Origin of the sequence: Shewanella submarina, from assembly GCF_042646185.1 — a bacterium.
Classification (GTDB): domain Bacteria; phylum Pseudomonadota; class Gammaproteobacteria; order Enterobacterales; family Shewanellaceae; genus Shewanella; species Shewanella corallii.
Genome location: NZ_JBHRTD010000018.1, coordinates 1,059,010 through 1,072,878 on the forward strand (window position 1 = coordinate 1,059,010; position 13,869 = coordinate 1,072,878).

General features: G+C 47.1%; 15 protein-coding genes. 4 read left to right on the top strand and 11 right to left on the bottom strand.

What is annotated here, in order from left to right; translation table 11 throughout:
* The first annotated feature begins 255 nt into the window (after nt 1–255).
* Both ACFOE0_RS21745 and ACFOE0_RS21750 read left to right on the top strand, forming a co-directional pair.
* Entirely contained in the window at nt 256–1,716 is a 1,461-nt protein-coding gene (locus tag ACFOE0_RS21745) for a M4 family metallopeptidase (protein WP_248934623.1), read from the top strand.
* Between the two features lie 133 nt (nt 1,717–1,849).
* On the top strand, nt 1,850–2,248 hold the full coding sequence (locus tag ACFOE0_RS21750) for a hypothetical protein (protein ID WP_248934624.1): 399 nt from the start codon (nt 1,850–1,852) through the stop codon (nt 2,246–2,248).
* Nucleotides 2,249–2,571: 323 nt separating this feature from the next.
* Here ACFOE0_RS21750 and ACFOE0_RS21755 read toward each other — a convergent pair whose 3' ends face one another.
* The 4 genes from ACFOE0_RS21755 to ACFOE0_RS21770 form a co-directional block, all read right to left on the bottom strand.
* Nucleotides 2,572–3,606, bottom strand: coding sequence for a DcaP family trimeric outer membrane transporter (locus ACFOE0_RS21755; protein WP_248934625.1), 1,035 nt, complete (start codon nt 3,604–3,606; stop codon nt 2,572–2,574).
* A gap of 34 nt (nt 3,607–3,640) precedes the next feature.
* Nucleotides 3,641–4,936: a TRAP transporter large permease gene (locus tag ACFOE0_RS21760; RefSeq protein ID WP_248934626.1), complete on the bottom strand. Its 1,296-nt coding sequence runs from the start codon at nt 4,934–4,936 to the stop codon at nt 3,641–3,643.
* On the bottom strand, nt 4,933–5,448 hold the full coding sequence (locus ACFOE0_RS21765) for a TRAP transporter small permease subunit (RefSeq protein ID WP_248934627.1): 516 nt from the start codon (nt 5,446–5,448) through the stop codon (nt 4,933–4,935). Before ACFOE0_RS21765 ends, ACFOE0_RS21760 begins: the two co-directional genes overlap by 4 nt.
* Nucleotides 5,449–5,554: 106 nt before the next feature.
* Nucleotides 5,555–6,622 (bottom strand): TRAP transporter substrate-binding protein, encoded by a 1,068-nt coding sequence (locus ACFOE0_RS21770; protein ID WP_248934628.1) that lies wholly within the window; start codon nt 6,620–6,622, stop codon nt 5,555–5,557.
* Nucleotides 6,623–7,040: 418 nt separating this feature from the next.
* Between ACFOE0_RS21770 and ACFOE0_RS21775 the strand changes: the two genes are divergently transcribed.
* Together ACFOE0_RS21775 and ACFOE0_RS21780 are read left to right on the top strand one after the other, a co-directional pair.
* On the top strand, nt 7,041–8,369 hold the full coding sequence (locus tag ACFOE0_RS21775; RefSeq protein WP_248934629.1) for a cache domain-containing protein: 1,329 nt from the start codon (nt 7,041–7,043) through the stop codon (nt 8,367–8,369).
* A 3-nt stretch (nt 8,370–8,372) separates the two neighbouring features.
* The gene (locus tag ACFOE0_RS21780; RefSeq protein WP_248934630.1) at nt 8,373–8,993 is read left to right on the top strand and encodes a response regulator; all 621 of its coding nucleotides are present in this window, start codon (nt 8,373–8,375) and stop codon (nt 8,991–8,993) included.
* Nucleotides 8,994–9,111: 118 nt separating this feature from the next.
* Here the strand turns inward: ACFOE0_RS21780 and ACFOE0_RS21785 are convergent, their stop codons facing one another.
* From ACFOE0_RS21785 to ACFOE0_RS21815, 7 genes are all read right to left on the bottom strand, one after another.
* Nucleotides 9,112–9,534 carry a hypothetical protein gene (locus ACFOE0_RS21785; RefSeq protein ID WP_248934631.1) on the bottom strand — a complete coding sequence of 141 codons (423 nt, stop codon included), beginning with the start codon at nt 9,532–9,534 and terminating at the stop codon, nt 9,112–9,114.
* A 52-nt stretch (nt 9,535–9,586) separates the two neighbouring features.
* Nucleotides 9,587–10,369: an MBL fold metallo-hydrolase gene (locus tag ACFOE0_RS21790; protein ID WP_248934632.1), complete on the bottom strand. Its 783-nt coding sequence runs from the start codon at nt 10,367–10,369 to the stop codon at nt 9,587–9,589.
* A 175-nt stretch (nt 10,370–10,544) separates the two neighbouring features.
* Nucleotides 10,545–10,862: a hypothetical protein gene (locus ACFOE0_RS21795; RefSeq protein WP_248934633.1), complete on the bottom strand. Its 318-nt coding sequence runs from the start codon at nt 10,860–10,862 to the stop codon at nt 10,545–10,547.
* Between the two features lie 244 nt (nt 10,863–11,106).
* Nucleotides 11,107–11,433: a low molecular weight protein tyrosine phosphatase family protein gene (locus ACFOE0_RS21800; RefSeq protein WP_248934634.1), complete on the bottom strand. Its 327-nt coding sequence runs from the start codon at nt 11,431–11,433 to the stop codon at nt 11,107–11,109.
* Nucleotides 11,434–12,302: 869 nt separating this feature from the next.
* Nucleotides 12,303–12,899: a hypothetical protein gene (locus tag ACFOE0_RS21805; RefSeq protein WP_248934635.1), complete on the bottom strand. Its 597-nt coding sequence runs from the start codon at nt 12,897–12,899 to the stop codon at nt 12,303–12,305.
* A 117-nt stretch (nt 12,900–13,016) separates the two neighbouring features.
* On the bottom strand, nt 13,017–13,463 hold the full coding sequence (locus ACFOE0_RS21810; protein ID WP_248934636.1) for a hypothetical protein: 447 nt from the start codon (nt 13,461–13,463) through the stop codon (nt 13,017–13,019).
* A gap of 136 nt (nt 13,464–13,599) precedes the next feature.
* Complete coding sequence (locus tag ACFOE0_RS21815; RefSeq protein ID WP_248934637.1) at nt 13,600–13,839, bottom strand: hypothetical protein; 240 nt, start codon at nt 13,837–13,839, stop codon at nt 13,600–13,602.
* Nucleotides 13,840–13,869 lie beyond the last annotated feature (30 nt).

Here is a 13,869-nt window from a genome sequence, read left to right on the forward strand (position 1 = left end):
CTGTCCGCAGCCTGCTTTATTGTTAAGGCAGGCTGTCTGAAATGATCTTTCCATACAGCTGGTTGAGTGTTTGGCTGCGTCCAGCTTCTTTAGCCTGAATCATGGGTTACCAGAAAGTTGTATCGCTCACTGATTCATTTGTAATTAAAATGTAAAATTATGTATTTGTGAGTATTGAGCTTGGTTTTGTGCTGTGTAACTTTGCATGCACCGGAGATTGAACTTCGGAATATAATAATTACACAGGAAGATAAAATGAGAGCATATACCTTTATTCCAGCAGCACTCGCATTGTGTGTCTCTGGAACGTTGCAGGCAGGAGATAGTTCACTGGCCCAATCCATGGGTCTGGCCAAAGGGCATAGCTTTGCCCCCGGCAAGTCTTTCAAAACAGCCAAAGGACAGGAAAAAGTAAAACAGCAGCAGTTTTTCAAAGGCGTAAAAGTATACGGCCATCATCTGGTGGTATCTGCTGAAGGCATTCATGCCGGCGCTGCTGCGAATATCGATGCCAACTTCAGTGTTGAGCCCGGTATTACCCGGGGTCAGGCTATCGCCGCGTTAAACCGCGCATTCCCCGGCTCACTGACCTCAGGACACAAGGACGTAGAGTTGGTGGTTCTCAGTGAAGGCGACCAGCCTAAACTGGCCTATCGCGTATCCTATCTGAGTGAAAACCAAAATCAGATCTCCCGTCCGGCAGGTCTGGTTGATGCCTCCAACGGCAATATCATTCGCCAGTGGAATGAATTGATGACTGCCAAAGGTGGTAAAGGCAAGCCAGGCGGCGGTGGTGGCGGTGGTACCACTACACCATTTAATGCCACAGGCCCTGGTGGCAATGCCAAGATCGGTCAGTACTACTTCGGCAGCGATTTTGGTCACCTGCCAGTAGGTGAGTCCAATGGTGTTTGTGTCATGAGCAACGACAATGTGAAAACCGTCAACATGGGCAACAGTACCCGTCGCGGCTCGGTTTATTCATTTACCTGCCCTGAAAACACCTACAGAGAGATAAACGGTGCCTACTCGCCGCTGAACGATGCTCACTACTTCGGTAACGTTATCTTCAACATGTACAGCGACTGGTACAACACTGCGCCGCTGACCTTCCAGCTGGAAATGCGTGTTCACTATGGCCGCAACTATGAAAATGCGTTCTGGGATGGTCGCGCAATGTCATTTGGTGATGGCGCCAGCTATTTCTATCCTCTGGTCAGCCTGGACGTATCCGCACACGAGGTCAGTCATGGCTTTACCGAGCAGAACTCTGGTTTGGAGTACAGCGCACAGTCTGGCGGTATGAACGAAGCCTTCTCCGACATGGCTGGTGAAGCGGCTGAATTCTATATGCGCGGCAGCAATGACTGGCTGGTGGGTTATGACATCTTCAAGGGTAATGGTGCGTTGCGCTACATGGATGACCCAACTCAGGATGGAAAATCCATTGGCCATGCATCTGATTACACCTCAGGTATGGACGTACATTACTCATCAGGTGTGTACAACAAAGCATTCTACCTGTTGGCCAACAAAACTGGCTGGGACACTCATAAAGCCTTCGATGTATTTGTTCTGGCAAACCAGATGTACTGGAGCCCAACCAGCACCTATAACCAGGGTGCCTGTGGTGTAGAAAGTGCAGCGTCTGATTACGGCTACACAGTAGCTGACGTGACGGCGGCATTCTCTTCAGTTGGGGTCGCCTGTCAGTAATCTGACTACGCATCCAGGGAAGGTGCGAACACCTGATATTCGGGACTGATTCGCACCTTCCCTGATAAACGCCGGCCGATAAAAAGGGCGGCTTTTATTTGGAACTTCAATTGAAGGATTCAGGGAAGCTGTAGTGAGAAATCTGATTTTAATGATAGGTGTCGCCTGGGGAAGTTATCACCTTTACGCACAAGCCAATAAGGACGTGACGGAAAGGATAACCGATGTTGCCAATAACCCTGTCCCCACCTATGAATACATTGAATTGTGGGGAGAAAGAGCAATAGAGATGTGCAAGCTCAATGCGCGGGACTACAACATCAATATTAAAGTTTGTCCTGAATATATCAGTGCCAAGTTTGATGAGTGTCGTCTTGAGTTACCCGCTGAACTGCCCGAAATGATTTCGAGTAGAAAGCAGGGCAGGAAAATCATCTCAGGCTATTTCGATTGCATATCTGCCTATCCACACTGTAATGGCCGGGAGGTCACAACCCTTTACGAGGCGCGAAAGTACTGTAAAGAGAGTTAGTGTCGTCTCCCTGTGCTGGCATGAAAATACAGTCAATAAAAACCGGTCGGTAACATGGCCGGTTTTTTACTGTTTAACCAGATGCCACAGGGTAGAATGCGGTGCTGTCGGGGCCCGGATGGTGATATGGACAGGTGATAACAAGCAGTTTTCAGCAAAAAAGGCCGCTTACAAACAGTACCAATTCGCATAGGGTCGCAAGCTCAGTTGGACTGACTGAACCTCCTATGCGGAATAGCACTAAGCGGCTACATGAATTTTCATGTCAACATCAAGGCTGGGTGAGCCAGGGATAGAAACCAGGGTGACTTGTCATCAGGCGTTTATAAGGTGTATTTGACTGAGAACTGCAGGTAGGTCGAGTCGGCATTGGCGTCACTGACTTCATAGTTGCCCACTTCCACACCAGCCCATAGATAGGGCGTGAGTTGCTTAATCAAATTCACCCCCCACATCTGCCTTTCCCGGTTTTGAATATCGGTTTTGGCATGGCCGTAGAAAACGGTGCTGCGATAACTCTCGCTCCAGAAATGACGGTATGCCGCCGTGTAAGCGGTGGTCTCTTCTGCGGCTGGCTGATCATCATGGGTAATGACATCTGTCGTTAGCCCCGGAGCAACATACCGGCCAGGCTTGCCCACATTAACCTGAAAGCGAAAGTCATCTTTCTCTCCAATCAGCAGCTTGCCGGACAGGTTGAAGGCGGCAACGGTTTTATCCAGGCCATCACTGTCTAACTGCCTCACCAGAGCCGCCACGGCGAGCTCACCCCAATCCGCTTTATGTATGTAGCGGCCTACGACATCGGGTAATGAATCATTCTTATTGTCAGCCCCTGTGGTTTCCGGGTTTTCCAGCGCAAACTGGAATCCACCATAGGTGTAACGTATCTGAGTTTGGCGAATAAAGGCTTCGCCCACATGTGGCCCGCCAAAATCGAGCGTTTCTGGAATCGCCTTGAGCGGCATAAAGGTGGACCATGTTTGTCCGACCAGCCAGTTGTCATATTTAATGAAGGCGTGACGCAACCTGGGATCATAGTTGTTTACCACGGCCTCGCTGCCGTCTGAGCCGTAAAAGTCGACTTCGACAAACCCCATCACCTTACCGTGGGTATAACTGGCGTTGAACCTTGACTCCCTCATATTGAAGTGAGTTTGCGAGGAGTCTTCCCCCGTGGTGCCTGTGGCTATCCAAAAAGGTCGGTAGGGGACATCGCCGTCGACATGACGAATGTCCGCCTTTAGATATCCGCCGAATTTGAGCGTGTTGTTATCACCGAGTTCAAATTCATATGCAGCATAACCTGAGCTGCTGAACAGCGCCGAGGCGATAAGCGTCAGTGTTGAAATCTTCATGTATATCTCCTTTTTTATTGTTTAGTTTCAATCATTAACCCAGCCGACTAAGGCCAAATAGCTGGGGGAAGAAAACCAGTAGCGCCAGAATGAACATCTGCAAGGCGATAAACGGCAAGACCCCTTTGTAGATGTCTATTGTTTTGATTTGCGGTGGGGCGACTCCCTTGAGGTAAAACAGGCTGAAGCCGAAGGGAGGGGTCAAAAATGAGGTTTGTAAATTCATGGCGATAAGAATGGCGAGCCAGTTCATATCGAGCCCAAGTGACAGGGCAATCGGCGTCAATATCGGCACTATGATGAAGGCGATTTCAATAAAGTCGATAAAGAAGCCCAGGATGAAAATGGTAAGCATGGCGATCAGCACGAATGTCCACTGAGCATTGGGCAGAGAGACAAAAAACTCCTCCACAATGGACTCACCTCCGCTGTAACTGAACACCATTGAAAACGCGGTGGCACCAATGAGTACGGCAAATACCATCGAAGACACCTTGACGGTTTCCAGCGCGCTCTCGAACAGGAGTTTGAACCTGAATTTGCCGTAAATGGCGGCCAGTAACAGAGCGCCAACGCCGCCAAGTGCAGATGACTCCGTCGGCGTAGCCAACCCGGTATAAATCGAGCCCAATACCGCGATGATTAAAAATAGCGGAGGAATAATCAGCTTCAGGCATCTCAGCACCATGCGCAGATTGGGTTCGCCGACGTCATTGTTTATGGCCGGGGCTATATCGGGTTTGATATTGACTATGGCCAGGATGTAGATGAGATAGGCAGATACCAGCACCAGAGAGGGGAGAATAGCCGCCGTGAACAGGTCGCCTACAGGCAGCCCCATTACATCACCAAGAATGATTAAGATTATCGAGGGCGGCACTATCTGCCCCAGGGTTCCTGCGGCACAGATAATGCCTGTCGATAACCTGGGGTCATACCTGTGTTTCAACATCACTGGCAGCGATATCACGCCCATGGCAACCACGCTGGCACCCACCACTCCTGTCGATGCCGCCAGAAACAGTCCAACCACTATGGTGGAGATCGCGAGGCCACCTTTAAGCCCGCCAAACAGCTTACCCATGGACTCAAGTAACTCTTCGGCCAGATTGGTTTTTTGAAGCACAATGCCCATAAAGATGAACAGCGGAACTGCCATCAAAATGGTGTTCTGCATAGTGCTCATAATTCTGAATGGCATGAATGCAAACAGGTCGATACCCAGTACCAGAATACCCACCACCATAGAGACTCCGGCGAAGGTAAAGGCGATAGGAAAGCCAAAGAATATGGCGATCATTGCAATGGCAAAAAGGGCTAAACCTGTCATGACTCAGCCTCCACCGGCGCGCCCAGCAGAACCGAGATTTCACCTATGAGCCGATAACATCCGGCGATAATCACGAACAGAAAAGACAGCGGAATAACTGACTTAATTATCCAGAAATGACTGAGTCCGCCGGGGTCAGGGCTTTTCTCACCCAACTGAAAGGCATCTTCCACAAAGCCCAGCCCGAAATTGATGATGAGCAGACTGAAGGGGAACACTGTGAGCAGAATGCCCACGCTGTTGATCACGGCCTGTGTCTTACGACTGAGGTTGTCGTAGAAAACATCAACCCTGACGTGGCCATCTTCTTTCAGCGTGTAGCCGATGCCGAACATAAACATGGCTGCAAACAGGTGCCATTCCAGCTCCTGCATGGCGATGGAAATATTGTTGAATAGGTAGCGCATAACGACGTCATAGAAGACATTCAACAACATCAACACCATTAAAACTGCGCAGAGATAGCCCAGGTAATCCAGTAGGTTACCCAGTAAGTTGTGTATTTTTCTCATGTGACTGTTCTTATATTTACCGCTGGATAAAAAGCGAATGCCGCCGGGCTTCAATCAAGTCATCAAGTCCGGTTAAGGGCTGGCAGCAAGCCAGCCCCACAGACTGTTACTGGCCAATTTCCAGGTAGACCTGATCTGAGATCTGCGTCCAGGGACGTGCAATGCCTTGATAGCGTTCCTGAGACTCGATGATTTTTCTGGTGAGTGGATCTTGCTGCTTGAACTGCTCGATCAGCTGATCGTTGGCCCTTTGCAGCTCCAGCATGATGCTGGCCGGGAAGGTTCTTATCTGAATGTCAGAGTATTCGGTGGCGATTTTTTCCAGGTTGAGGGCGTTTTCATGCATAGACTGGGCATACATGTCGTAGGCAGATGCACGCATGGCCACCATCAAAATCTGTTGAAGATCCTCAGGCAGGCTATTGAATGCTTTCTCATTGATTAAAAATTGCAGCTCAGTTGCCGGTTCATGCCAGCCTGTGTAGTAGAAGGGAGCGACCTTTTGAAAGCCCATGCGGAGGTCTAAAGAGGGGCCAACCCACTCCAGCGCATCTATGGTGTTGCGCTCCAGTGCGGTATACAGCTCGCCCGCAGGGATATTGACGGGGCTGGCACCCAACTTGGATATCACCTCACCGGCAAAGCCGGGAATCCGCATTTTGAGGCCCTTTAAATCATCTATCGACTTGATCTCTTTGCGAAACCATCCACCCATTTGATTGCCGGTATTGCCTCCGGGAAATGACAGCAAACCATAAGGTTGGTAAACCTGCTGCATCAGCTCCATACCGCCACCGTAGTAAAACCAGGCATATTGCTCAGTTGCCGTCATGCCAAAGGGTCTGGTGGTAAAAAACATGGTATTGAGGTCTTTTCCCTTCCAGTAGTAAGAAGCTGAATGACCCATTTGGTACTGCCCGGCCCGAACCATATCGAAAATGCCTAAAGGGGCTTTGTGCTTATTCTTGGAGTCGATGGTGATGATAAGCCGACCGTTGGACATCTCTTTAACGCGCTGAGCCATGCTTTTGACTGTGTCACCAAATACAGGAAAGTCTTTTGGCCAGGTTTCAGCCAGGCGCCAGCGATAGGTCTTTTGTTCATCGGCCATTGCGCTGGTGGACAGCAGAGACAGTGCCGAAATAAGGAGAGTCGTGAATAGAGGTTTGAGCATCTTGGTGTCCCTTAATCTAATTAATGAACTGCCAAGCTAGTTATTTTCAGACAGGCTGAATATTCGGTTTATTACTGAGTCTTCTGCGGGTTTTTACGTAGTCGCATTCGCTGGCGCGACCGCCTGTTTGTCACATTCACGCTTTGGCTGAGCGATTGACTTCAGAGGGCGGGATTTTTTTACCAAGACAAATCCAGCGGATTATTTCTCATAAAAATAAGCGGTTAGGTTTTACTGTTGAGGTTTGTTGAGGCTTTCTGGTGGTGGAGCTTTATGCTGAGGTTAGGCGTTTGGTTGAAATTTAATCAGGCGGGTGCACTAATATTAAGACAATAAAAAATAAAAATGACCATGGAGCCTGATGTTGGACTTCAAGCAAAAAATCATAGCCCTCACGATTCTCCCGCTTGTGCTTTCTATGCTGATCATTGTGTTGGCATTGCATCACCAATCTGAACTTTTGTCAGAGCAGAGTGGCGCTTCCTACAGAGATAAAATTCTGGAGTTGCGAAAGCAACAACTGCAATCCCACATCGAATTGGCAATGGGGGCGATTAGCCATATTTACCTCACGGCCGATCAAGATGACCCTGTTGCACAAAAGCAGGTAGCCGAGATCCTCAACACACTGGAGTACGGAGAAGACGGCTACTTTTTTGTTTACAGCGATACCGGCATCAACATAGTGCACCCCCGCCAACCCTATCGAGTAGGCCAGGATCTCTGGGAATGGGTCGACGTATCCGGTAATCCCCTGATTCAGATTTTGATTACCAATGCGCAGCAAGGCGGTGGCTTTCATGAGTACCTGTGGGAAAAGCCCTCAACAGGTTTAATGGCTAAAAAACTCGCCTACTCTGTGATGCTGGATAAATGGCAGTGGATGGTGGGAACCGGCATCTATATTGATGATATCGACCGGGATGTGGTGACCCTGCAGGAAGAAATCAACGGCCATATTAACCAGACATTTCTGGTGATACTGGTGCTGACGGTGGCGGGCGTTGTGGTGGTGTTTTTCTCTGGCCTTTTTCTGCAGGCGAGCGAGAGAAAACTGGCGGATGTAAAGCTGAAGGCACTGACCAATCGCATTGTCGACAGCCAGGAGATAGAGCGCCAGCGTGTCTCCCGTGAACTTCATGATGGCATTATTCAGATGTTGGTATCGACAAAGTATGTTGTTGAAAACGCGATCTTTAAACTGAACAAAGGTGAGGGCGCAGATAAGGAGTTGTCGCAGTGCGAGCAGTATCTGGATGCCACCATTAACGATGTTCGCCGCATATCCAGGGATCTGCACCCCAACCTGCTGGAAGACCATGGTTTATCAGCTGCACTGGCGGCTTTAATTGAAGACTATAAAAGTCGGCTGGGCCTCGATATTTCCTTTACCCCCCTGGCAATAAAAAAGCTGCTGCCGAGCGATGCCAGAACGACGCTGTACCGCATTGCACAAGAGGCGCTGACCAATATTGAACGACATGCCAATGCCACCAAAGTGACGGTGAAGCTTCAGGTAAACGACGCCTGGTTTAAGCTTTCCATTACCGATAACGGTTGTGGTTTTGACACCCAGAAATTAAGTCGCAACAAATCCCCCTACGTTGGTATCGGACTGAGGAATATGGCCGAGCGAATAAGCTATTTTGACGGCAAGCTCGACATATACAGTGCCAAAACCGGTACCAAGGTGGTGGCAAAACTGCCCAAAAAGCTGATGAATTACGGCAATTCTGAAAAGAGGTAGGTGATGCGAATTTTTATTGTGGACGATCATCCAATTTTCAGAGAAGGGCTCATTGCCCGCTTTTCCATGGATGATGATTTTGTCGTCGTCGGCCAGGCTGCCAACGGCAAAGAGGCGCTTGAAAAAGTGCCTGCCCTCAAACCGGATATTGTACTGATGGATATCAGCATGCCGGAAATGAACGGTATGGATGCTACCGAAATCTTCAAAGACAAGTTTCCTGACATCAAAATCCTGGTGCTGAGCATGCACGACGACAAGGAGTACGTGCTGAGTGTGCTGAACCTCGGGGTGAATGGTTACGTCCTGAAAGATATCAGTGCGTCGGAGATGTTCTACGCCTTAAGAGTCATTAACAATGGCGGCATTTATTACAGCCGGGGTATTCTGGAGCTGCTGGTGCAAACCACTCTTGAGCCGGAAAAAAGCACTGTGTTAACCACCCGGGAGCAGACAGTGCTGCGGCTGCTGGCCTCAGGCTTGAATAACAAAGAGCTGGCCCGGGAACTCGATATCAGTGTCCGCACCGTAGAAACCCACAGGCGTAATATCAAAGAAAAGCTGGGCATCAAAACCAGTGCTGGCCTGGTGCGCTATGCTATCGACCACGGGTTGGATGACTAAGGAATTGCCTGACTGTGCTAATCAAACTTGATTCATGGTCAGCGAAACTGAGAGCAGACTAATCAAGATGCCTGCCTCTTGTCTCCTGCAAATAGGCGATACCAACCGCCTATCTGTTTTATGAGTGAAACCTGACGTCTTCAACCTGATCTGTTTTAAGTGAATAGGTCACAGAGACTTTTCCTTCGAATCTTTCAAAGGGAGGGACTTCACCCAGTACGGGGATTTTTCTGGCGGGGACAGATTCGATGGGCTCGCCAAGTAGCGCGTGTACATCCTGTCGCGTCATTCCGGCGTTAAGGGATTTGGGGAAACGTCCATCCGGTCGCATCCAAAATATAAGCGCGATTAGCCTTTGGCTTTCACGTTTAAAAATAAACTCAGTTTTGCTGGCCTCCGATGAGATGTAAAAGTCATCGAGACTGTCATCTACTATCTCAGGTTTACTGCCATCCACCAGTATCAGGAAATGGCTGTCTTGCTGCAGCTCCTGATAGGTTTTGCCTATCCAATCTGAATATGGCTCTGCGGGTTCGGTCATCTTGATTCCCCAAAGGTGATTGATGAGTTGTTTGTGCCCGGGTCATATGTGCTCAGTGGGTTTCAATTAATGTTACAGTGCGCTCCAAAAACCGCTGAAATGCCCTGTCCGGTATAAACTCAGCTCTTTGTTCAGTATTGAATCGCTGCAATATCGACTGGATATCAGGGTGCTGCTTCATCTCAGAGATACTCAGGCCCTGCTGATGTAACACCTTAACCCTGGTAACCCAGTCATGAGTATCTTTCCTGAACTTGCGTAATGCCGCTTTATCCGCAGGCTGTCCGTGGCCGGGCACAATCAGTGTTTGCTCATCCCCCAATGCAAGAATCTTGTCGATGGCGTCATCAAAGCCTTTAATGCCACCAGAGTAAAATGTTGGGTGCCAGCTGGTATCAAATACGTCACCGGTAAAAACGACATTCTCCTTCGGAAGGAAAAAGATTTGGTCTTTGGGCGTATGGGAGTTAACCAGGATTGAGTCTATCTCAGCAATGGCATCTGAGCTGTTGAGTTGCTGTGCACCTTCACCGACGAAAAACTCATTGCCGCCAGTATGGTCTTCATGATTGTGAGTGTTCAACACAAAGCGAACCTGTGACTGCGTCAGGTCGTTAATCTGCTTTGCCAGTTCGGGTAACAAGGCTTTGCCCGGCATAGGGTCAATAACTACAACGCCTTTTTTTGTACTGATAACACCTATGTTGGTGCCATAGTCGACGGCAGACATCACATAGGTACCATCGGATATCTTCATGGTCGTTATGGCTGGCGAAGCATTCGCTTCTGCTATCAAGGAAAGGAACAGGCAAAGGATTAAGGTGCACTTGTTCATCGTCAGTCCTAAAGACATTGCGATATTAATGACATGGCAAGCTCGGGTATTTCAGTACCGCTGTAAACTCACTTTTTGTAAGCAAACTTAAGGTAGGGGAGTATTGCAGTGCTTTCTGGGGCGGGATGTAAAGTTGGAAAAAGCGGGCGATGAAAGAGGGCTTTGTTGAAAGCCTTTAGTTGTGATTAGGACAATGCCACACTAAGGAATGCCACAAACTACCAGAAACCGTAAACTGGACCATTAACATTTTTGATTCTTTGTAATCTGGGGCTTTTACATAGTTAAAAACTAACTTGGAGTATGTTTGCTCTCCGAAGTCCCTTAGTCTATCTATCGGAGCGTCAGCATTACTTAGCTTTACAATAAGAGAGTGCCATTGCCCCTCTGAATATTGCTCAAGCCCTTTTCGCCATTCCAGGAACTCAGTATCCAGAAACAAATCGTGAATATAGGTTGTTAACTCTTTTTCAAACTCTTCGACGTCATCCATAGCTTGTTCTAAGTTGGCTTATAACCTTTTATTAGCGCGCCCCTTTAAGCTACCTGAGCTTGGAAGCAGGATCCAGTTGATGAGGTTGGCGAGGACTATGGAGCACTAGGGCAGCTTTGCTGGGCAGGAAAGTGAAGATGGAGGAAAGAAGGGCTGAGCGGTTGGCTAGACTGATGTTGGGGTAAGAGAGACAACTCTGGCCAGAGGAAAGGCGAGAGTTGATTGAGACGCCCATACTTATGCGTTATCGCAAGCGAACATGTCTTGATACTTTATTCTCCAGTATGCGAATCAGAACCGGGTCCATACAGTCGTAGTTATCCGGGATATCAAGACACACCAGCTTCTTGCCTTTGAGCAGGTCTTTGAACTTCCTGGACACTTTATTGCGGTGGGACTTTTCCATCACAAAGATGATGTCAGCCCACTCGATCAGATCTCCGCTCACAGTGGTTTCAGCGTCGCTGTTAGTACCTGCGCCAATGGCGTTGACGCCATCATAGGCAGAAAACACCGCTTCACCGGTTGGGCTTCTCAATCTATTTTCACTGCATACAAAGAGTAGGTTCATGTCGTTTCTTGATATTCATAGCGTTCGACAAGCTGAACAGAGGGCTGATTCGACGAGACTCCTTGTAAGCTAACCTAGCTTGGAAGCTGGGTCTACTTTGTGAGATTTGCGGGAGCTGGAGAGCACTATGGCAGCGTTATTGCGCAGGAATGGAAAGGTCGAAGAAAGCAGGGTAGAGCGGTTTGTCAGGGAAATAGGAGAACTCTCGCCAGAGGAGAGGCGAGAATTAGTGGAGAGAATTTTACGCCCTGTTAAGGTGTGAGCAACGCAATACCAAAGTCCCTGCATACCACCTTAATTACTGAATTCAACGCATAGTTAAAATGTCACGCGTTGCGAATCTCTCTTAAACAGTTTGTTAAAAACCATTTTCCGCAATACTCGCCCTGACATCATTTTCGCATCTAACACAAGCAAAATATTGAATCGTATCCATGTCTCCTGTAACAAATTCATCGCAATTGGGGCATGAAATTGCTCCCCAACCTCTATCAAAACAAGAGACGCAACTCCAAAGACCATCAATGTAGAATACGGAAGGAGTATCGTTATGGCATCCGTGACAGTAAGCAATCCACTCACCTCCCTCACACCAGCCATCGCCATCAGAGTATTGTTCCTTACAAACTGTTAATACATATTCATGCTCGATCTCTACGTCACAATGAGGACAGTTTTTTTAGGTCTTTATTGAAGAACTCAATGTCCCTATTGCAACTCTGACAAGGTATTGTAGCCTTAGTTTTTTTAAGCAAAGTGTCTTTGACACCACAGACTAAACATTCGAAGTCATTGCCCCACCTGTTTTCTTTAATCACCTCAGCAGCAACCATTTTGCAATGGTTACAAACATCAATTTGTTTTCCAGACTATTTCCTATTTTCAATATCAGGGAAAATTTCAGTAAACCGAGCTGAAATGCAGTCTTGTTGACTCATCATTCGTTTGTGAATTCGTTGAATTTCCTCGATGTAATCATCAAAAACAGGAGACCAAGTTGTGACTAGTAACTCATGCAGATAATGCCACGCACACCATTGTTCAACTACAACACTAACTTTAGTAGCACCAATATCATGATAATTAGTATGCGCGAAATGTACGATTTGGTTTCTATGTTCTCCTAAAGCTTTGAATGCATCCACCGCTTTCGTAGGAATGGGTTCACAAAGAATGTTTTTCATTCTTTTAACTGCATCATCGAGGAAAACAGAATGGAAATCTCCAACTTGAAAACTATCAAGGTTTGCTAACTCTGGACGGCTAAGGATTAATGTCCAATGTTCACGCATTAACCTTGCTTTCAAAAAAAGTTCAACAGATGAATAAAAATCAACAATAGAGTTTTTTGGTCTCTTATCAAGGTCGTCTAGCGAGGAGTCCAAAAAATCGATTGCATTTTTTACCAATGCATCAAACATCTCTTCTTTATTTTGTTTCTTTTGATAAATGAATTTATGTCCCACAATTTTTACCTCTGCCTTTTAACCCCGCATTGAGGTGTGAGCGACGCTTGGCTATGCTTGAACGAAGCGAAAATGCCAAGCATTGCGAGTCACTCTTAAATGCTTTGCTAGGCATTGTTATTGCTTTTTGATAATGATTGAGTAGTCTTTCATCGTTTGCTCAAGCCTCTCTTGAATCTGCTCAAGACTTATACCGAGTGAGTCGAGACGCTCTTGTCTCATATTCCAAGTTTCCCATCGAATGCCGTTTAACCATTCTCGGGATTTCACATAATCTGGAGTAGCGTCAATAAACTTGCTTGATCGTATCGCAGATATTGCCCAAAGCTCTGAAAGTTTGTATTCAATGTCACGATCTTGACTTGAGTACATATCATGAAGTTCCTTATCTCGAAACTTTTCCAAGTATTTATTGGTTTCAACTATAGCATGGTGAGTAGCAAGCATTGCTTCCTCAAGTTCTTTTTGTCTGTTGTGTTGAAGAGTATCAAGGTGGTGCCGCTCTCCCTGAAAGTACCTAAGTAAGTTCCCCAAAGATCTAGCCAGTATTGTAGCAGCTTCCATTTTCTTACCTCTTTAGCTGAATTACTTCTGATGTTGTTAGTTAAATGATGCCTAACGCCTTGCACATATGCGAGGCGCGAAAGCGCCGAAATCCAAGCACGCTTGCGTGCTGTTGTGCTGTAACTGGTGATACGTATTAATTTCGCCAATAGTAATTGTCGTCATAAGCCAACTTTACTTTCATTGCCAGCTCATAATCATCTATTTGAATATTGATAGTAGAGAAGCCATCGTGGTCTTCGCGATGATGTGCGATTTTTTCTTTCGAAATTAATGCTTCAACTCTTTCTAATGATTCTTGATGCCTTGTTGGAGCAGATGAATCAGAATGAAAGACAAAATAAAAATTGTACTTGCTTTCTTGTTCTTCTTTCATATTTCTTACTTACTTTTCGTATAATGCTCT

Coding starts and splice junctions, on each gene's coding strand:
- ACFOE0_RS21745 (WP_248934623.1), top strand. CDS start 256: ATGAGAGCATATACCTTTATTCCAGCAGCACTCGCATTGTGTGTCTCT.
- ACFOE0_RS21755 (WP_248934625.1), bottom strand. CDS start 3,606: ATGAAGATTTCAACACTGACGCTTATCGCCTCGGCGCTGTTCAGCAGC.
- ACFOE0_RS21760 (WP_248934626.1), bottom strand. CDS start 4,936: ATGACAGGTTTAGCCCTTTTTGCCATTGCAATGATCGCCATATTCTTT.
- ACFOE0_RS21765 (WP_248934627.1), bottom strand. CDS start 5,448: ATGAGAAAAATACACAACTTACTGGGTAACCTACTGGATTACCTGGGC.
- ACFOE0_RS21770 (WP_248934628.1), bottom strand. CDS start 6,622: ATGCTCAAACCTCTATTCACGACTCTCCTTATTTCGGCACTGTCTCTG.
- ACFOE0_RS21775 (WP_248934629.1), top strand. CDS start 7,041: ATGCTGATCATTGTGTTGGCATTGCATCACCAATCTGAACTTTTGTCA.
- ACFOE0_RS21780 (WP_248934630.1), top strand. CDS start 8,373: ATGCGAATTTTTATTGTGGACGATCATCCAATTTTCAGAGAAGGGCTC.
- ACFOE0_RS21785 (WP_248934631.1), bottom strand. CDS start 9,534: ATGACCGAACCCGCAGAGCCATATTCAGATTGGATAGGCAAAACCTAT.
- ACFOE0_RS21790 (WP_248934632.1), bottom strand. CDS start 10,369: ATGAACAAGTGCACCTTAATCCTTTGCCTGTTCCTTTCCTTGATAGCA.
- ACFOE0_RS21795 (WP_248934633.1), bottom strand. CDS start 10,862: ATGGATGACGTCGAAGAGTTTGAAAAAGAGTTAACAACCTATATTCAC.
- ACFOE0_RS21800 (WP_248934634.1), bottom strand. CDS start 11,433: ATGAACCTACTCTTTGTATGCAGTGAAAATAGATTGAGAAGCCCAACC.
- ACFOE0_RS21810 (WP_248934636.1), bottom strand. CDS start 13,463: ATGGAAGCTGCTACAATACTGGCTAGATCTTTGGGGAACTTACTTAGG.
- ACFOE0_RS21815 (WP_248934637.1), bottom strand. CDS start 13,839: ATGAAAGAAGAACAAGAAAGCAAGTACAATTTTTATTTTGTCTTTCAT.